Annotated in this window: 16 protein-coding genes; 8 read left to right on the top strand and 8 right to left on the bottom strand. The window is 53.0% G+C overall.

Going from position 1 to position 19,677, the window contains the following annotated elements; genetic code table 11:
* Positions 1-30: 30 nt before the first annotated feature.
* Complete coding sequence (locus tag AC0VXT_RS07045) at positions 31-660, bottom strand: BON domain-containing protein (protein WP_475548070.1); 630 nt, start codon at positions 658-660, stop codon at positions 31-33.
* A gap of 300 nt (positions 661-960) precedes the next feature.
* On the bottom strand, positions 961-4,764 hold the full coding sequence (putA, locus tag AC0VXT_RS07040) for a bifunctional proline dehydrogenase/L-glutamate gamma-semialdehyde dehydrogenase PutA (RefSeq protein ID WP_475548069.1): 3,804 nt from the start codon (positions 4,762-4,764) through the stop codon (positions 961-963).
* Positions 4,765-4,968: 204 nt separating this feature from the next.
* Here putA and AC0VXT_RS07035 point away from each other — a divergent pair, with 204 nt between their 5' ends.
* The 7 genes from AC0VXT_RS07035 to AC0VXT_RS07005 all read left to right on the top strand — a co-directional run bounded on the left by AC0VXT_RS07035 (position 4,969) and on the right by AC0VXT_RS07005 (position 12,338).
* Complete coding sequence (locus tag AC0VXT_RS07035) at positions 4,969-5,442, top strand: Lrp/AsnC ligand binding domain-containing protein (protein ID WP_475548068.1); 474 nt, start codon at positions 4,969-4,971, stop codon at positions 5,440-5,442.
* A 127-nt stretch (positions 5,443-5,569) separates the two neighbouring features.
* Entirely contained in the window at positions 5,570-6,181 is a 612-nt protein-coding gene (locus tag AC0VXT_RS07030) for a 2-hydroxychromene-2-carboxylate isomerase (protein ID WP_022730297.1), read from the top strand.
* Positions 6,182-6,463: 282 nt separating this feature from the next.
* Positions 6,464-8,074, top strand: a complete 1,611-nt coding sequence (locus AC0VXT_RS07025; RefSeq protein ID WP_475548067.1) for a carboxyl transferase domain-containing protein — start codon at positions 6,464-6,466, stop codon at positions 8,072-8,074.
* A gap of 7 nt (positions 8,075-8,081) precedes the next feature.
* Positions 8,082-8,894, top strand: coding sequence for an enoyl-CoA hydratase/isomerase family protein (locus AC0VXT_RS07020; protein ID WP_475548066.1), 813 nt, complete (start codon positions 8,082-8,084; stop codon positions 8,892-8,894).
* A gap of 1 nt (position 8,895) precedes the next feature.
* Complete coding sequence (locus AC0VXT_RS07015; RefSeq protein ID WP_475548065.1) at positions 8,896-10,899, top strand: acetyl/propionyl/methylcrotonyl-CoA carboxylase subunit alpha; 2,004 nt, start codon at positions 8,896-8,898, stop codon at positions 10,897-10,899.
* Positions 10,899-11,828: a hydroxymethylglutaryl-CoA lyase gene (locus AC0VXT_RS07010; RefSeq protein ID WP_475548064.1), complete on the top strand. Its 930-nt coding sequence runs from the start codon at positions 10,899-10,901 to the stop codon at positions 11,826-11,828. Before AC0VXT_RS07015 ends, AC0VXT_RS07010 begins: the two co-directional genes overlap by 1 nt.
* A 3-nt stretch (positions 11,829-11,831) precedes the next feature.
* Positions 11,832-12,338, top strand: coding sequence for a GNAT family N-acetyltransferase (locus tag AC0VXT_RS07005; protein ID WP_475548063.1), 507 nt, complete (start codon positions 11,832-11,834; stop codon positions 12,336-12,338).
* A 30-nt stretch (positions 12,339-12,368) separates the two neighbouring features.
* Here AC0VXT_RS07005 and AC0VXT_RS07000 read toward each other — a convergent pair whose 3' ends face one another.
* The 5 genes from AC0VXT_RS07000 to AC0VXT_RS06980 form a co-directional block, all read right to left on the bottom strand.
* The gene (locus AC0VXT_RS07000) at positions 12,369-13,742 is read right to left on the bottom strand and encodes an MATE family efflux transporter (RefSeq protein WP_475548062.1); all 1,374 of its coding nucleotides are present in this window, start codon (positions 13,740-13,742) and stop codon (positions 12,369-12,371) included.
* 74 nt (positions 13,743-13,816) lie between these two features.
* A complete protein-coding gene (locus AC0VXT_RS06995; RefSeq protein ID WP_475548061.1) occupies positions 13,817-15,169 on the bottom strand; it encodes a hypothetical protein in 1,353 nt (450 codons plus the stop codon).
* 402 nt (positions 15,170-15,571) lie between these two features.
* A complete protein-coding gene (locus AC0VXT_RS06990; protein ID WP_022730289.1) occupies positions 15,572-16,087 on the bottom strand; it encodes a DUF934 domain-containing protein in 516 nt (171 codons plus the stop codon).
* On the bottom strand, positions 16,074-17,729 hold the full coding sequence (locus AC0VXT_RS06985) for a nitrite/sulfite reductase (RefSeq protein WP_475548060.1): 1,656 nt from the start codon (positions 17,727-17,729) through the stop codon (positions 16,074-16,076). Before AC0VXT_RS06985 ends, AC0VXT_RS06990 begins: the two co-directional genes overlap by 14 nt.
* Positions 17,730-17,740: 11 nt before the next feature.
* Positions 17,741-18,034, bottom strand: coding sequence for a DUF2849 domain-containing protein (locus tag AC0VXT_RS06980; protein ID WP_101304476.1), 294 nt, complete (start codon positions 18,032-18,034; stop codon positions 17,741-17,743).
* Positions 18,035-18,253: 219 nt separating this feature from the next.
* On the opposite strand from AC0VXT_RS06980, the gene AC0VXT_RS06975 reads away from it, so the two are divergent.
* Positions 18,254-18,670: a DUF1489 family protein gene (locus AC0VXT_RS06975; protein WP_475548059.1), complete on the top strand. Its 417-nt coding sequence runs from the start codon at positions 18,254-18,256 to the stop codon at positions 18,668-18,670.
* A 20-nt stretch (positions 18,671-18,690) separates the two neighbouring features.
* On the opposite strand, the gene gcvA is transcribed toward AC0VXT_RS06975, so the two are convergent.
* The gene (gene gcvA, locus AC0VXT_RS06970; RefSeq protein WP_475548058.1) at positions 18,691-19,632 is read right to left on the bottom strand and encodes a transcriptional regulator GcvA; all 942 of its coding nucleotides are present in this window, start codon (positions 19,630-19,632) and stop codon (positions 18,691-18,693) included.
* Positions 19,633-19,677 lie beyond the last annotated feature (45 nt).

The raw sequence follows: 19,677 nt of genomic DNA, 5'->3' as shown, positions 1-19,677 counted from the left end.
TTTCAAAAAAGTCGTTTAATCAGAAGGAGATCAGGCAAGCGTGATATGACTGATTACGCGTTTAACACCTTTGATGCGACGCACGATCGAAAGCACTTTTTGCAGTTCCGGATCGGTCTGCGCCTCGCCCATGATGTAAACAACATTATTTACCGACTGCCAGCGGTAGTTCACCGAACTGACGCCTTTTTCAGCCAATAACAAGGCTTTGATCTGGCCTTCAATCCAGACATCGGACACGGTTTGGGTCGCCGAATCGGTTGGAACGGCATTTTTGCCATACTCGTCTTCAGCCGCGCGATAGGCCTCAATGGATTCGGCATCGGCAATCTCAAGGTGATCATGAACGGTTTTAATGCGGTTATCCTGTTTGATCAGGGACATCACGTCATAATATTTACCTTTTGAGTCAACCATCCCGGTGACCATGACCTCCTGCTTCCAGATGTCGACATTCACATCCATCAGATAGGTGTGGTCAACTTTGGAAAACTCGCCAAGGATACCCGATTTAATCTGGGTATCGAGCCACTGGTCATTGCCTGTGCGGTCTTCGAGCGGCATCTGTAATGGCCCACAGGCAGCAATTGGAGCCGCCAACAGCACACATACCGAAACCGTTTTGACAACACTGCGCCAGCCTCGGGAAACCTGGATCATTTCGGTACTCCTTTTACGCCCATTGGGCATGTTCAATTATTATTCGGACCGTCGAACGTTCATGCGGCCATTCTAATCCTTACCAGATGAACGCCGCATGGCGTGTTCTGTTCCGGGCTGTATCTATTGCAGTGAATTTTGACGAAAAAAAGCCCTAAACAGTTTTAAACCGGGCCACATTAGCGAAAAGTTGATGAGCAACAAAAAATGGACCGGGAATTTCTTCCCGATCCATTATATCGATACATCAATCAGGCAGGCGTATTACCAGAATGTCTGGCACCTGCCAAATGAGCCCGATCACCCCTCGTCCATCGACATCAGGGAGGCGTTGCCCCCAGCAGCCGTGGTGTTAATCGTGATGGTTTTTTCCGTTGCGAAACGGTGCATAAACGCCTGATCTGGCAGTGCGCCGTCATCTTCCGCACCGCTATCAGAAATCAACGACAGGATCGCACCATCGCGCTTTGCCAAAAGTTGCTTGAACGATGTCACACGATCAAGTGACGCCACACACGAAACACCGGCAATATCACCATCATACATGGCACCAAGGCCGGTATTGGCGCTGACCGCAGTCAGAAGCTTTTTCGGCATACCAGCCGAAAATGCAAGGCCTGGAAGGTCAGCGAACCATTTCTGATCACCTGCCAGAATAACGGCATTGCCCGCAGCAAGTGCCGCCCCCAAATGGCGGATCACGTGGGCTGGGTCGGCATCCTTGTCTGCCTGCACCAGATAAACACCGCGACCAAGGCAATACAGATCGTTGGTTTCACCGGTTGGACCGGGCATCCGTTTGGGCGCAACAAATCCGTTTTCCGAAAGGGCGGCAAAATCAGCAATGTGGTCGGCACCAGAAACCAATTCTTCTTTTGAAGAGTCACTTAGTTTTGATGCCAGTTTTTCAAGGATGCGAACTCGTTCATTGCCATCGAAAAACTGCCATTCTTCTTGTGCTGACAGCATATCGGCGTACTGGCCTTTAGACAGGACATCCTTGACGATAATCGGCGAACGGTCATCGTGGATATCCGCGTTCTGTGTGCTGCTTGCCGTAGCAACTGGCTTGGCAAACCGCTCGACATAATGCGGGCCGCCCGCCTTTGGACCGGTACCTGATTTGCCCTGCCCGCCAAACGGCTGAACACCGACAACTGCACCGATCTGATTTCGGTTCACATAGCAGTTACCAACCCGAAGCTTGTGCGAAATTTCACGCACCGTGCTGTCGATACGCGAATGAATGCCAAGGGTCAGCCCATAACCAGACGCGTTGATCTGATCAAGAACCTTGCCAAGATCACGCGCCTTAAAGCGGACAACGTGAACAACCGGACCAAAGACTTCGCGTTCAAGCACATCAATCGACGGGATTTCAAAGCAATGCGGGGCAAAGAATGTGCCGTCCTTGCATTCAGGCAGCACATCACACGCATGAAGCAATTTGGCTTCTTTCTTCATGCGCGCCGCATGTTTTTCAAGAGTTTTGCACGATTTCTCGTCAATCACCGGCCCGACATCGATATCAAGGAATTTCGGATCGCCGACCCGAAGTTCCTTCATCGCGCCGACCAGCATATGACAAAGTTTGTCGGCAATGTCTTCCTGCACGAACAAAACGCGCAAAGCCGAACACCGCTGACCAGCGGACTGGAAGCCGGAAATCACCGCATCCTGAACCACCTGTTCTGGCAATGCGGTCGAGTCAACGATCATCGCGTTCTGACCACCGGTTTCGGCAATCAGCGGCAATGGAACACCCGGACGTTTTGCCAACGCCTGATTGATCAATTGTGCGGTCTCCGTCGAGCCGGTAAAGGCCACACCCGCAATACGCCGATCATTGATCAACTGATTGCCGATCACACGCCCCGGTCCCGGCACCAGTTGGAAGGCAGAACCGGGAACACCGGCCTCAAGGATCAGTTCGGCGGCACGCGCCGCTACAAGCGACGTCTGCTCGGCCGGTTTGGCAATAACCGCATTCCCCGCAGCAAGGGCTGCAGTCACCTGGCCTAAGAAGATCGCAAGCGGGAAGTTCCATGGGCTAATGCAAACAAACACCCCACGGCCTTCAAGTGGACCACCGTCGCGGAAAGCTTCTTCGGCGCGGTTGGCGTAATAACGGCAGAAATCAACGGCTTCTCGAACTTCGGCAACACCGTCCGAATAAAGCTTGCCCGCTTCGCGCTGACAAATGGCAATGAACTCGTCCATATGATCTTCAAGCAGATCACCAAGACGCCGCAATGCGACAGCCCGATCCGCACCAGACGTTGCATTCCACGCGTCATAGCCCTTAACGGCGGCAACAATAGCCGCCTCAACATCGGCCTCGGTCGCCTGAACAAGGTCACCGACCTTTTCGCCAAGTTTGGCTGGGTTCATGACATCAATTGGCGTTCCCGAAACCAGCTTGCCATCAATCAGTGGTGCTGCGTTCCAGGTTTTGCCCTGCATCGCGGCGAGTTTTTCATTCAGAGGCAGAAGCTTGTTGGTATCGGTTAGATCAATACCGCGTGAATTCACACGCCCTGCCCCATAAAGATCAACCGGTGCCGGAATCTTCGGATGGGCTTTCCTCGGAAGGGCCGCCATCTTTTCAACCGGATCGGCGATCATTTCTTCGATTGGCAGTTGTTCGTCCTGAATACGGTTCACAAAGCTTGTATTGGCACCGTTTTCCAAAAGACGCCGCACCAGATAAGCTAAAAGGTCTTCGTGACTGCCAACCGGAGCATAGATACGACAAGGCACATTTTCACCCGCCTTATCAACGATCTGCTCATAAAGGGCTTCGCCCATGCCGTGCAGACGCTGGAATTCGAATGTGCGATCATTGCCCGCCATCTCAAGGATGGAGGCAACCGTATGCGCATTGTGGCTGGCGAACTGGCAATAAAATGCATCGCGGCGCGACAACATCAGTTTCGCACAAGCCAGATAGGAAACGTCTGTTGACGCCTTACGGGTAAAGCACGGATAACCGTCAAAGCCGTTTTCCTGACTGAATTTAACCTCAGTGTCCCAATAGGCCCCTTTGACAAGACGCACCATCATCTTGCGGCCGACCTTGGTCGACAGACCGGCAAGCCATTCAAGCACATGGTAAGCGCGCTTCTGATAGGCCTGAACCGCAAGTCCATATCCCTCCCATCCATCAAGGTCGGGATCGGCAAACACATCGCCGATGACGTCAAGCGACAGATCAAGGCGATTGGCCTCTTCGGCATCGACAGTGAAACCGATGTCATATTTCTTGGCCAGAAGGGCAAGTTGCTTGAGACGCGGGGTCAGCTCGGTGACAACCCGTTCGTAATTGGCAAAATCATAGCGCGGATGAATGGCCGACAACTTGACCGAGATGCCCGGACTATTGATCGGGCCGCAGCCCTTGGCAACACGGCCAATATCGTGAATGGCATCTTCGTATGCCTTGTAATAGCGATCCGCGTCTTCCATCGTGCGGGCAGCCTCGCCCAGCATGTCATAGGAATAGCGATAGCCTTTTTCTTCGTTCGCCTTGGCGCGCACGGATGCTTCGTCAATCGTGCGGCCCATGACGAACTGGCGGCCCATAATGCGCATGGCATGGTTGAATGCCTTCCGGATAACTGGTTCACCAGACCGTCCGATCATGCGTTTGAGCAACCGGCCCGGATCGGCTTTTTCCGCCTTGCCAAATTTGATGACCTTCCCGGTCAGCATCAAACCCCAGGTCGAGGCATTAACAAAGAAACTGTCAGAATGACCAAGGTGGCTCTGCCAGTTGGCATCAAACAGTTTGTCCTGAATAAGTTTGTCAGCAGTAACCGCATCGGGAACACGCAACAGGGCCTCGGCAAGACACATCAAAATGACGCCTTCCTTGCTTGACAGCTCATACTCGTGAAGCAGCGCATCAATCCCGCTTTTGCCGTTATCGGCCTTACGGACACGTGCGACCAATTGATAGGCGCGGTCCTGAACGCGGGCGGTTTGCTCGGGCGACAACCGGGCGGCCTCTATCAGTCGTACGACAGCTTCTTCCTCGTCGGCGCGATAGGCGTTGCGAATTTCAGTACGAATATCGTTTGGTTGGGGCAATTCTGTACGAAACATTTTGTCTTTTTTCTCCCTGCGGTTCACTTGCAGCCTGTCAGAAGATAAATGCAGCGATTTCGTCTTCAGACCCTGATGGTACCTCTATAACGACTGAGAATAATATTCTATCTGAAAAATGTGCTGCCATTTTTGCAAAAAATACGATATATCATCCATCAGTTTCCTTATTGAATAGTCACAAACACTGGTTAGAAAGCCAAAATGCAGAAGAATCAAAAAAATCTCGACAAAATCGACACACAGATCCTTCGTGAGCTGCAAAATGATGGGCGCATGTCGAATGTCGAACTGTCGCGCCGCGTTAACCTGAGCCCGACACCATGCCTTGAACGTGTCCGGCGCCTTGAGCAGCAAGGCTTTATTACCGGCTATATGGCGACCATTGATCCGCGCAAGTTGAACCAGTCACTGGTCGTATTTGTCGAAATTACGCTTGATCGCACGACCCCGGATGTCTTTGACGTCTTTGCAGCTGCGATCCGTAAACTGCCCGAAATAGAAGAATGTCACATGGTTGCTGGCGGCTTTGACTATCTCGCCAAACTTCGGGTTGAAGACATGTATGCTTATCGTGAATTCCTCGAACGTCTGTCTTCGGTTCAGGGAGTCAGCCAGACTTATACATATGTTGTGATGGAAGAAGTAAAAGTCCGCCCCGGTATCGTTATCCCCTAAGCATCTGTTTTTTAATTGCTTTGCACAGGCTCAATGGCGCACAATCAGGTTCGGTCCAAATGGGCACAAGACCTGTAGGGCCCGGCTTTTGCCAAATGACAATTAAGAACAATCAGGTGCAGGAAATATGTCGGAAGTCCGGTTTTACTTCGATTTCTCATCACCGTATGGCTACCTCGCTGCCGAGCGTATGGAAGAATTCGAATCGCGTGTCGGGGTAAAAGTCATCTGGCGACCTTTTATGATTGGTGCCGCCTTTAAACAAACCGGACAAAGCCCGCTTCTTGAGCAACCCATTCGTGGCGACTATTTCCGTCATGACATGGAACGCTGCGCACGGGCACAAAACACCCCGTTCTGCATTCCCCAAAACTTCCCATACTCGGCGTTGATGCCAACACGCGCCTTCTACTGGCTTGAATCGCGATCTCCCGCATTGGCGCGTAAATTTGCCAAGGATATCTATCGCGGCTATTTCGCCGATGGACTGGATATGTCCAACCCGGAAAACGTTCTGGCAGCCGCCACACGCCACTCGATCAATCCGGGCGAAATGCGTGCTGCTGTCGAAGAACAGCGCTGGAAAAGTCACACCCGCGACATCACAGACGAAGCAATCGAAATGGGCGCGTTCGGATCACCGTTCTTTTTCTATGAAGGCGAACCGTTCTTTGGCAATGACCGGATAGATCAGCTTGAGCAGTGGATTAAACTGCACAAATCCCGAAACGACAGCTAATCTGCGCATGCCTCGTCCGTGAACGCAAAACGGATTGAACGGACCGACCTTGCGAACCTCAGGGCATTGATAGCCACACCTAAAATCCACCGTCTCCCCTTTTTTTAGCAGCTGTAAAACGCCGAAAACCCTAGCTTTTGAGCCTATATCATTGTATATAGACAATTTCGGTACTAAAATACCTATTTAATATTGACGCTTACGTAAGCTTCCCCCATAACAACACCCAGAACGTCATTCAACTCGGGCGCAAAACCCGCAACAAAATGGTGTAATTGGACAATGACGGTACTGAAATCTGCGGTAAATTCCCGTTCGGAAGAATTCCGCACCAATGCCGAACATATGGAAAAGCTGGTTGGGGATCTGCGCGATCAGATAGCGCAGGTCAAACTGGGCGGTGGTGAACGGGCACGCGACCGACATACGGGACGCGGCAAGCTGCTACCGCGTGAACGTATTCGCCAGTTGCTTGATGTCGGCTCCCCGTTTCTGGAGCTCTCGCAACTGGCCGCACACGGCATGTATGGTGACGAAGACGTCCCTGCTGCTGGCATCATTACCGGCATTGGTCGCGTATCGGGTGTTGAATGCGTGATTGTCGCCAATGATGCGACGGTCAAGGGTGGATCGTACTATCCCATGACCGTAAAGAAGCATCTTCGCGCACAGGAAATCGCGCTGGAAAACAATCTGCCGTGTATTTATCTGGTCGATAGTGGTGGGGCCAACCTGCCCCGTCAGGATGACGTTTTTCCCGATCGCGACCATTTCGGACGGATTTTCTTTAATCAGGCCACCATGTCATCCAAGGCCATCCCGCAAATCGCGGTTGTCATGGGCTCCTGCACCGCGGGCGGTGCATATGTCCCGGCGATGTCAGATGAAAGCATCATAGTCCGCAAGCAGGGCACGATCTTTTTGGGCGGACCGCCTTTGGTGAAGGCTGCCACAGGCGAAGTTGTCTCGGCTGAGGATTTGGGCGGTGCGGATGTTCATTGTAAAACATCGGGTGTTACCGACCATTACGCACAGGATGACAGCCACGCATTGTCGATTGCACGCGATATCGTCAAAAACCTGAACTGGCACAAGAACCCCGGCCTGACATTGACCGCACCGCGCGCACCGGCCTATGACCCGCGCGAAATTTACGGCGTTGTCCCAACCGACACCAAGAAACCCTATGACGTGCGCGAAATCATTGCCCGCATCGTTGATGGGTCCGAGTTTGACGAGTTCAAAGCCCAATACGGCACGACCCTTGTCACTGGTTTTGCACGCATTTTTGGATATCCGGTTGGCATCATCGCCAACAACGGCATTCTGTTTTCTGAAAGCGCGCTCAAAGGTGCGCATTTCATCGAACTCTGCTCACAACGCGGCATTCCATTGGTATTCCTGCAAAACATCACCGGTTTTATGATTGGCCGCAAGTATGAAGCCGGCGGCATTGCCAAGGATGGGGCCAAACTTGTCACCGCCGTTGCCACCGCCAATGTTCCAAAATTCACCGTTCTGATTGGCGGCTCATTTGGCGCAGGCAACTATGGCATGTGTGGCCGCGCCTATAGCCCGCGTTTCTTGTGGATGTGGCCCAATGCCCGCATTTCGGTCATGGGCGGCGAACAGGCAGCAAATGTTTTGACCCAAATTCGCAGCGATGCAGCGGAAAAACGCGGCGAAACATGGCCCGAGTCCGAACAGGAAGCCTTCAAAGGCCCGATCCGTGATCAATACGAAGCACAGGGGCACCCCTATTATGCATCGGCCCGCCTTTGGGATGATGGCGTGATTGATCCAGCCGATACCCGCATGGTTCTTGGCCTTGGCCTCTCAGCAGCACTCAACAAACCGGTCGAAGACACCCGGTTTGGCGTGTTTAGAATGTGAGGCCATTATGACCAATGTAAACACCAACAACATTGATGATGCAGCTATCTGCGAAATTGCCGATACCGGCGTTGCGCGCATCACCCTGAACCGCCCTGACATCCACAATGCGTTTGACGACGCACTGATTGCCGAGCTGACCGCCAAGATCGAAACACTTGATGCAGATCCGGCTGTACGTGTCGTGATCCTGACAGGGTCTGGCAAAAGCTTTTCAGCCGGGGCCGACCTTAACTGGATGAAGCGCATGGCGACATACAGCCACGCGGAGAACCTTGACGATTTACGTGCATTGGCAAAGCTGATGAAGGTTTTGAATTTCACCTCAAAGCCCACCATCGCACTGGTCAACGGGGCCGCCTTTGGCGGCGGGGTTGGCTTGGCCGCATGCTGCGACATCGTGATTGCGTCGGATCGTGCGAGTTTCTGCCTGTCAGAAGTCAAACTCGGTCTGATCCCGGCGGTGATTTCGCCCTATGTGGTTGAGGCCATCGGGGTTAATCAGGCGCGGCGTTATTTCCTGACGGCCGAACGATTTAATGCCCAAGCCGCCAAGGACATCGGACTCGTGCACGAAGTGGTGCCAGGTGATGAACTAACAGCACGCGGCGATGAGATGGCGCAGATCCTGCTGGCGAACGGGCCACAGGCGATGCATGCCGCCAAGGACCTGATTTACGCCGTTGCCAACACACCGATTTCCGATGCCGTGATTGATGACACCGCCCATCGCATTGCCGATCAGCGCGCAAGTGCCGAAGGCCGCGAAGGTGTCGGTGCCTTTCTGGAAAAACGTCCTGCGAACTGGAGCAAGAAATAACATGCCGCGTAAACTTCTGATCGCCAATCGCGGTGAGATCGCCTGTCGTGTGATCAAAACCGCCCGTCGCATGGGCATCCAGACCGTTGCCGTTTATTCCGATGCGGATGCCAATGCCCTGCACGTCAAATCTGCGGATGAGGCATATCATATCGGTGCTCCTGCCCCCAAAGACAGCTATCTTCGCACCGACCGGTTGCTTGAAGTGATCGTGCAATCAGGCGCCGATGCCGTCCATCCGGGCTATGGCTTTTTGTCGGAAAATGCAGGCTTTGCCGACGCGCTTGAAAAAGCTGGCTGTGTCTTTGTCGGCCCACCGGCAAGTGCCATCCGTGCGATGGGATCAAAATCCGAAGCCAAGAAAATCATGGGCAAAGCCGGTGTACCGCTGGTTCCGGGCTATCATGGTGCGGATCAGAACCCGGATTTCCTTGCGACCGAGGCCGAAAAGATCGGCTATCCAGTTTTGATCAAGGCATCAGCCGGTGGTGGTGGCAAGGGCATGCGCGCGGTTGAAACGGCTGCTGACTTCAAAGATGCCCTGATCAGCTGTAAACGCGAAGCACAAAGCAGCTTTGGCGATGACCATTGCCTGATTGAAAAGCTGATTGTCACCCCGCGTCACGTTGAAATTCAAGTCTTTGCTGATAGCCACGGCAATGCGGTATATCTGTTTGAACGCGACTGCTCGCTGCAACGCCGCCATCAAAAGGTGATTGAAGAAGCTCCAGCACCCAATATGAGCGAAGAATTACGCGCACAAATGGGCAAGGCCGCCGTCGATGCCGCCAAGGCAATTGGCTATCAGGGGGCGGGTACGGTTGAATTCCTGCTTGATGCTTCGGGTGCGTTTTACTTCATGGAAATGAACACCCGCCTTCAGGTCGAACATCCCGTGACCGAGAAAATCACTGGCGAAGACCTTGTGGAATGGCAATTACGCGTTGCCGATGGCGAGCGTCTTCCAAAATCACAGGACGAACTGACCATCAACGGGCATGCGTTCGAAGTTCGCATCTATGCCGAAGACCCTCAGAACGATTTCCTGCCCGCCACCGGCAAACTGGTCCATATGCGCATGCCCCGTGAAAGCGACCATGTCCGTGTTGATACCGGTGTCTATGAAGGCGGCGAAGTCTCAATCCATTATGACCCGATGATCGCCAAGTTGATCACGTGGGATGTGGATCGCACATCGGCCCTGCGCCGCATGGCATCGGCCTTAAATGATGTGCAGATCGTCGGGGTGATCACCAACACCGGTTTCCTTGGCAACATCGCCCGACATCCGGCGTTTGAGGCCGGCGAAGTCGAAACCGGCTTCATCCCGATGTATCACGACGACCTGATCCCTGCCCCAACGACACCGGATAACGAGGCCCTGGCCTTTGCCGCCCTTGATGTGTTGCGCACCCGTGATGCTGAGGCAGCCCGTTTTGCGGCCCAAAGTAACGATCCCTATTCCCCGTGGCACAGCACTGCAGGGTTCCGGCTGAATGATGACAATCATCATGATTTGATATTGCGCCATGATGGTGATGATATTGCCGTCAAAGTCCACTACCGTGATCATGGCTATGTCATGGATATGCCCGATGGTAGCGCTATCATCGCCAGTGCCGAAAGTGATCAGGGTCGGGCCATTCTTGCCAGTCTGAACAATGTGCGCAAACGCGCCACCGTGCTGCGTGATGGCAATCGTCTGACGATTTTCCGCGATGGTCGCACCGACCGGCTGGAAATATTCGACCCACTGGCCGCCGCCGGTGCAGCTGAAGGGACAGGTGGCGGATTAACCGCTCCCATGCCCGGCAAGATCATTGCCGTCATGGCAAAGACCGGACAAGCTGTGACGGCGGGCGACAAGCTTGTGGTGATGGAAGCCATGAAAATGGAACACACCATTTCAGCCCCGGTTTCGGGCACGGTCAAAGAGGTCTTCTTTGACGTCGGCGATCAAGTCGAGGACGGTGCGGAACTGATCGCGATTGAGGAAGCCGAATAATGGCCCTTCTTTCCGGTTTACCAACTAGCGTTAAAATCGTTGAGGTCGGCCCGCGCGATGGCCTTCAGAACGAAAAGACGATGGTTGCGACCGCCACTAAGGTCGAACTGATCAATCGCCTGAATGATGCGGGACTGTCGGTGATCGAGGCCACCGCCTTTGTCAGCCCGAAATGGGTTCCGCAAATGGCCGATGCGTCCGAGGTCATGGCAAAGATCACCCGTAAATCCGGCGTAACCTATCCCGTTTTGGCCCCAAACACCAAGGGGCTTGAGGCCGCCATTGCCGCAGGTGCGACCGAGGTGGCCGTTTTTGGTGCGGCATCGGAAAGTTTCTCGCAGAAGAATATCAATTGTTCGATTGCCGAAAGCCTGGACCGTTTCCGCCCGGTGGTTGATGCGGCCCGCAATGCGGGGCTTTCTGTGCGTGGCTATGTGTCCTGTGTGCTGGGTTGCCCGTATGAAGGCGACATTGCCCCGAAAAAAGTCGCCGAGGTCGCCAAGGCGCTATATGATATGGGGTGCTATGAAATCAGTCTGGGCGATACGATTGGCACGGGTACACCGGCCAAGGCACAGAAGATGATTTCTGCCGTGGCACATCATATCCCAACCGAACAACTCGCCGCCCATTTTCATGACACCTATGGTCAGGCGCTTGCCAATATTTTGGCCGCTTTGCAAATGGGGGTGGCAACGATTGATAGCTCGGTCGCCGGTCTGGGCGGCTGCCCCTATGCCAAGGGCGCCAGCGGCAATGTCGCAACCGAGGACGTGGTTTATATGCTCGACGGGCTTGGGATTAAAACCGGCATTGATCTTGAAAAGCTTGCCGCGACAGGCAGCTGGATTTGTGATCAAATCGGACGATCAAGCGCGTCAAAGGCCAATCTGGCGATTGGGGCAAAGCGCAACACGAACGAGGGATAGCGCATGAAGGGTCCGTCACCGTATAGCTTCCGACGGGCCATCCCCAACGACCTTTCCATGATCCGCCGCTGGCTATATTTGCCGGAAGTCGTTCGCTGGTGGGGCAATCCGGTCGAACAGATAGAAATCATCACCGAAGACATCGAACTGGCCGAAATGGCAACGCTGATTGTGTCATATCGCAATCGACCGTTTGCCTTTGTCCAGCATTACGACGCCCATCAATGGCCACAGGACCATTTCGAAAACCTTCCGGCGGGGACACGCTGCATGGATAGCTTTATCGGGGTGTCGGCCATGATGGGATGCGGGCATGGTCAGATGTTCTTGTCAATCCTCATACAAATGATATTTGAGCGTGGCGCGCCCATGATCGCCATTGATCCCGATCCAAAAAATGAGCGCGCCATTCGCTGTTATGAGGCAATCGGTTTTATCGGACATCGTGAATATGACACCAATCAAGGCCCCTGCCTTTTGATGACCTTTGATCCCAAAAGGCAGGGATAGCAAACCGTCCACCGTGCATTCCTACTACACTTAAACCTCCGATCTGGAGCGTGATTTGACTGAGGGTTCGCTTGCAGGTGGCATTGGGAGGCAGGCCAGTCGGTAACTTACCATGCCAGTGCCAAGACCAAACAACACGACACCCGCAATCTGACCATACAAAACGCCCAGTGCACCAAAACACAGGCTGCCCAACCAAACCAGCGGGATCACCCCCAGTAGTTCCTTTGTCAGATCGGCCACCATGGCAAGATTGGGCCGCCCGGTGACGTTAAAGAACGTATGTGATGAATATTGCAGGCCCAGAAACATATAAAGCGGCGCGATCATGGTACAGAACACCGCAAGCAATGCCGATGTTTCCGGAGCCGCATGGAAAAGTGCCGCCAGCCGGTCTGATAAAAGATACAAAATCGTGGAAACAATCAGTCCATAGGCAATGATCAGCCCCCAGACCGTGTGCCAAAGGGCGCGAATGCGCGCAGATTTTCCGGCCGCAAAGTTCTGCCCAATGATCGGGCCAATCGCCTGTGGCAGCGCCATATAGCCAACGAAGGCAAACGGGGCGATACGTTCAATAATCGCCATGGCCGCCACGGCATCCGGCCCAAACTGCGCCATGGAGGCCATGATGAAGCCGCTTGCAATGGGTGGGCCCATTTTGGCAAGGCCGACAGGCACTGTAACCTTGGCAATTTCGCCGATGTCCTTTCGAAAAAGCGCCCTATCAAACCGACCCAGCATTGGATGCACGCGATACACCCCATAAAAAGCGATCACCATGATGGTGATGCGCGACAAGACAGTCGCCCATGCCGCCCCCTCAACACCCCAGCCAAACCCGAAAATAAAAATTGGATCAAGCACGGCGTTCACAGTTGCCCCGGCGATCTTGGCCCACATTGAGAGCCGCCTTGCGCCAATGGCACGCAGAAGTGCGCCTGATGACATGCTAAGAACAAGCACAGGTAGGCACAGCATGACGATCTGTAGATAGCTTGTGCCAAGTTCATGGGCGCGCCCGGTTGCCCCCAAAAGCGACAACATATAGGGGGCCGACAACCACAGCACGACTGTCATCAGAGCCGAAAGAACACCGCCGAAAACCAGAATATGGGTTGCAAATATCTTTGCACGGTCACGATCCCCGCGTCCCTCAGCGCGGGATACGAGGGCCGTCATCGCTGTTGAGATACCAAGCGAAACCGCCAGGGTAAAAAAGATCAACGGCCAGGCAAAACCAAGCCCTGCGATAACATCAACGTCACCAAGAAAACTTAGAAACAGCAGATCGAGCGCATCAACCAACACCAGTGCCACCAGCGCAAACATGCTGGTATGTGCCATACTGAAAATATGGCGCAACATCGAACCACTGACGAAATATTGCGGTTGCAAGGCCATCTTATGCCGTCTCGTCCAGTTCAAATGACATGAGAGGAAGAAACGCCCGATAAAACAGTTGCCCAAGACATCTGTCAGTCATTTTTAAATGAGCCGGCCAATGTATCCGCACTCGCCGGAAACCGGGGCCAACGCGGCATATCGCGGCGGTCCAATGTCATCGCCGTTTTGGTTGCGGGCACTACGGATGGCTTGGCCACCAGATGCAAGTCCGTACCGGCCTTCCATTTCGCAGCAATGATACTGGGATTATCGGCACAAAATTCATTAAGCCGTGCAATCACCCTGTGCTGGGTTTTCACAGCTTCCGGGAAAGTTTGAGCGGTCCAGAACCGTTTGCGCGGGCGGAAATACCCGACTTCATCAAGAAACGACACACCAAAATAGTGGCACGATTCAAGCGAGTTATAAAACTGCCCATCAAAGACGAAGCTACCATCCCGTCGCATGGAATGTTTGAGACACCAGCTGAGCATCTTGTCGATCTGGCCCGATGCAAAGTCCTGCTCGGACGGTGTCATATGCGGCCATCCGTGGCGAAACAGCTTCGCCACATCATAATTGTTATGGTTGTTAAACTGTCCCCGGCTAAGCCAGCCCAGAGGATACTCCGCATCCCGTCGGGCAAGGGTTGTATTGATGATATGGGGCCATTGCCGCACATTCCCCTTTCGATAGGACACAATGTGAAACGTATAGCTCAAATCATCAAACCGGTGGATTTCACCATCGGATGAATACCATGGGCCCCAATAGCCGGTTTCAGGGTTCTGAATATCATCAAGAAATTCGGTAAATGCCGCGATGTAGGCATCATCAAGAGCAATGCCCTGAACGTTTTCACGGGCAAAATTGCGTAACCGTGGTTTGAAACACAACTGAGCCAAACAGCACAGAACACTGCCCAGTTCATCGCGCTGATTGCGACCGGTTGCTGCAACGTCCGAGATCAAAAGGCTTTCAAGATAAGCCTGCATTTTAGGAATGGTTGAGACCGGTTCAAGAAAATGAAGCGGATATCGTGGCGCGCGTTTTTCAGAAGCAAGCTCGTGCAGGCGCACAATGGTTGCATCAAATTTGTGATGGAATTCGGTATATTGCCAGCCCCACGACCCATCGATTTCCGATTGTCGTGCGACATAGCTTTGATCGGTTTCGTCAAAACTGCTTTCAAGCTTTTCAACAAGATCATCCAAGCGCGGCCAATATGCCGTATAGCGCGCCAGCCATTTGGCATAGATGTAAAGCTGCTGGGACGCCAGCATGGTTCGGCTGTATTCGCTAAACCGGCGCAGAATTGCTGCCATAACACCAAGATGGTCGTTATATCGCTGTACCTTGTCGTGATAGGCACGATCATACCGGGTGAAATCCCGTTCAATGACGCATCCATCTACAGTATTTGCCAAATGCAGAACTGACGACATATGTACCCCTGATGTGTTGCCGAGGGTGAAAGCCACTTTTCGTGTCGGTGACACCGATCTGCACGAACCACAGACGGCATTGGTTTAAATTCTCCGACAACCATGACAACTTTATGGTTGTCTTATGTTCAAGTCAAAACAGCTATTAAGTGTATAGCGATTCTTCGCGCCAAAGGCTACTCCTTTGGCGAAAGTCCCAATGAGACATGCTACCTAAGAATAAGATGGTGCGTGACGGGAAACTTAACAAACACCCACGCGATAAACATTATAGATCATATAGTTAGCGATGGTGTCTTGCGGTGTTCAGACAAAAAGAAAGGGCGCCCAATTGGGCGCCCGGCAATTAAGTCATAAGAGATATGTCCAACTGTATAGGATGTTAGTACATCAGTATGCTGACTAATCCAGTGCCACACGGCGACGATCGCGTAGCGATGCGGCCGTTGCCCGGCCATCACCGGTTGGCTGATAATAAACCGACATTTCCTTGAGCGCGGCACGGACCTTTGTCAGGGCCGTTTCATCGTCAACATTAAGGTCATAGGAATCAAAGCCGCAACGGTGCATATAAAGCACCTGATCGCGCAAAACGTCCCCAATGGCACGTAATTCGCCCTTAAAGCCCATGCGTTCGCGCAAAACGCGACCATAGGAATAACCACGCCCATCGGTATAAGCCGGGAAATTCACCGTAATGATCGAAAGGCGATCAAGGTCATCGGCCAGATCTTCGGGGGCGTCACCGGGATTAAGTTGCACCCCCAGCCCACCATTGCGACCGATCAGATCATCACGTTGATCCTTAAACCTTGCCAACGGCACAATCAGGTTTTCATCGCTGGCCGGAAGGCCGCCCTCGGCATCAACCGTAATCCATTCCTGTTCGATCACGCTGTCATTCTTAACGATCGCCATAAAGCACCTCCTTGAACGGGTCCGTGCCAACACGACGGTACGTGTCGATGAAGCGTTCGCCTGCATCGCGGATATCAATATATTTGGTGACCAGACTTTCGATGGCATCAACAACTTCGGCCTCGGAGAAACCGGCACCAACAATTTTGCCAATTGATGCGTTCTCGCTGGCGTCGCCACCAAGGGTAATCTGATAAAACTCTTTGCCCCGTTTATCGAGGCCAAGAATACCAATATGCCCGACATGGTGATGACCACATGCATTGATGCAGCCGGAAATCTTGATTTTCAGTTCGCCAATATCATGCTGACGATCCAGATCACCGAAACGTTCAGAAATACGTTGCGACAGCGGGATCGAGCGCGCCGTTGCCAGCGCACAGTAATCAAGCCCCGGGCAGGCAATAATATCGGTCACATAGCCAAGGTTTGCCGTCCCGAGATTGGCCTTGTCCAGCTCCGTCCAGAGTGCGAACAGATCAGCCTTTTTGACATGCGGCAGAACAAGGTTCTGCTCGTGGGTCACACGCACATCCGAGAAGCTGTATTTTTCCGACAAATCGGCAACCAGTTCCATCTGAACATCGGTTGCATCCCCTGGAATACCGCCAATCGGCTTGAGCGACACACTGGCAATCGCATAACCGGGTTGTTTGTGTTCGATAACGTTCGAACGCACCCAGTTTGAAAAACCACGATTTTCAGCCTTATGACGCTCAAAGTCGGCATCATCGTCAGACAGCGTCTCAAAGGCAGGTGGCGCGAACTGTTCGATGTACTGCGCAATTTCGTCGTCGCCAATACGAAGCGAACCATCCTTGATCTGCGCCCATTCTTCTTCGACAAGGCATTGAATTTCTTCGACACCTTCTTCATGAACAAGGATCTTGATGCGGGCCTTGTATTTGTTGTCGCGACGGCCAAAGCGGTTGTACACACGCAGGATGGCTTCGAGATAGGAGAACAAATCGTTCTTGCCGATGAAGTCACGCACAGTCTTGCCAACGAAAGGTGTGCGGCCAAGTCCCCCACCCACAATGACTTCAAACCCGGTTTCACCGGCATCGTTCTGATGCATGCGAAGGCCGATATCATGGACCTTGACCGCCGCGCGGTCGTTGGGCGAACCGGTCACGGCAATTTTGAATTTGCGCGGCAGATAGGTGAATTCAGGATGGAATGTTGACCACTGACGGATCAGTTCGCAATAAGGGCGCGGATCTTCGATTTCATCGGCCGCAGCACCGGCATACTGATCGGTCGTTGTATTCCGAATGCAGTTGCCCGATGTCTGGATGGCGTGCATCTCGACATTGGCAAGATCAAGCAGGGCATCGGGAATTTCGTCAAGCTTCGGCCAGTTATACTGAATATTCTGGCGCGTGGTGAAATGGCCATAGCCCTTGTCATATTTACGCGCAATGCCACCAAGCTCACGCAACTGATCAGCGCGCAGCGTACCGTATGGGACGGCGACACGTAGCATGTAGGCGTGCAGTTGAAGATACACACCATTCATCAGACGCAACGGGCGGAACTGTTCTTCGGTGATATCACCGGCCAGACGGCGCTTTACCTGTTCACGGAATTGTTCGGTACGTTCCTGAACAAGTTGGCGGTCGAAATCGTCGTAACGATACATGGGGTCTCTCCTTATACCGCCTGATAACCAAGGTCTTGGCGCACACTTGGACCTTTGGTGCGCAGAACTTCACGGTATTTTGTCGGAACCAGTCCACCGTCGCCCTGTTCAACATCGATTAAATACGGCCCGACAATGACGACGTCGAGTTCAGGTGCGCTTGCCTCTTTAAGAAGAACAGCAGCAGCCTCTTTTCCATCGGCAACGCGGGAATCGTGGATGTTTTCGCTCCAACCGCCATCAGCAGTCAGAAACACCACGAGCCCGTCATCCAGACGGTTTGCCGTGACAACTTGCAGGGACATTCGGTTCTCTCAGCTTGTAAATCTCTCGGGCTTGGTCCTGCGGGCGGACCTTTTCTGCATCAGAATTTGGCTGATTAACCCCTATTGGTCAAGTTTTTTTGTGAAATAGACTTAACAACACAATTTATTGTGTTTAATTAATCCGCTCTTGACCGACGAACGTACTGGTTCTAGGTCAGGGCACTGACTGTTTCGCAGCAATAAAAAGCCGTCTTGGAAATGCCCCTTCACATCATTAAACTCAGCGTTGGAACCGAAACGCCAGAAGGTCTGCGCGAATGGCAGACCTATTTTCAGGCGACTTACGGGCGGGTCTATCACACCACCCGCATGACACCGAAACGCAAGGCCGAGATTCTGGACGGCGGATCAATCTATTGGGTTTTCAAAGGTGCAATACGCTGTCGGCAGCAGGTTCTTGACCTTGAAGAGTTTGTGAATGAAGAAGGCACGAAATATTGCCGGATCGTCCTTGACCCCGAACTGATCGAAACACGCACCTATCCACATCGCGCGTTTCAGGGATGGCGTTATTTAAAAGAGGATAAATGCCCGCCTGACGACAAACAGGGCGGCGGCACAGAGGCTCTGCCCGATGACATGGCCGATGAATTGCGTGATCTTGGCCTGATCTGACATTTCCACGAAAACGTGGCTTACGCCTCCGGACCTGCTCCGTCCTCGTCAATGTCTTTTAAGGTCGCGGCAACTTCGTTCTTAAGCCAGCTTACAAAGGCCAGAACCCGTGGGCGCTTAAGATGATCTTCGGGATAGACAAGGTAATAGGCGCCATTTGACGCCACACTTTGCACGAAGGGTCGGACAAGGTTTCCAGCCTTAAGATCAAGGGCCGCAAGACTTGTTCTCGCCATGCCAAGCCCCTGCCCGATCAATGCCGCCTGAATGACCATATCACCGGAATTAAACCGCAACCCGCGACTGACATCGACGTCTGTGACGTCAACAGCATTAAGCCAGAATTCCCAGTCCGCGGCATGGGGATGATCCATCACCACCGTTGCGTCGTGCAGCAACTGATGCCCTGCAATATCAGCTGGGGTATTCAATGGCGGATGAGCCGCCAGATATGCCGGACTACACACCGGAAACAATTCATCATGCATCAGCAATTCGCAATGCAGGTTTGGATATTCCCCGTTCCCAAAGCGTACCGCCAGATCAATGCTTTCGGTATGCAGGTCAACCAACCGGTCATCGGCATGAATGCGCACGTCAATATCGGGGTAAGCTTCGCGAAAATGTCCCAGACGCGGCACCAGCCATTTAACAGCGAAGCTTTGCAGTACACTGACCGTCACAACGCCTGTGTCCTCCACCGCCTTTAACCGTTCGATTTCATCGGCGATTTTGGAAAACCCGGCACTGGTGGCACGTGACAGTCTGGCCCCTTCTTCGGTCAGATGAATTTGCCTTGGCAATCGGTGAAACAACCGAAACCCAAGATATTCTTCCAGTTGCCTGACCTGCTGACTGATGGCGCCCTGGGTCACGAACAATTCTTCGGCGGCACGGGTAAAACTTAGATGGCGCGCCGCCGCATCAAAGGCCCGCAAAGATTGCAGTGGGGGTAAACGCATGAGGCCTTCCTGACAGGGAATGGATTAGATCTTCTAATACATAAC

The organism is Thalassospira sp. Z349TD_5 (genome assembly GCF_056173045.1).
Note: the sequence above shows the minus strand (reverse complement) of the source record. Positions and strands in the feature narration are given on the sequence as shown.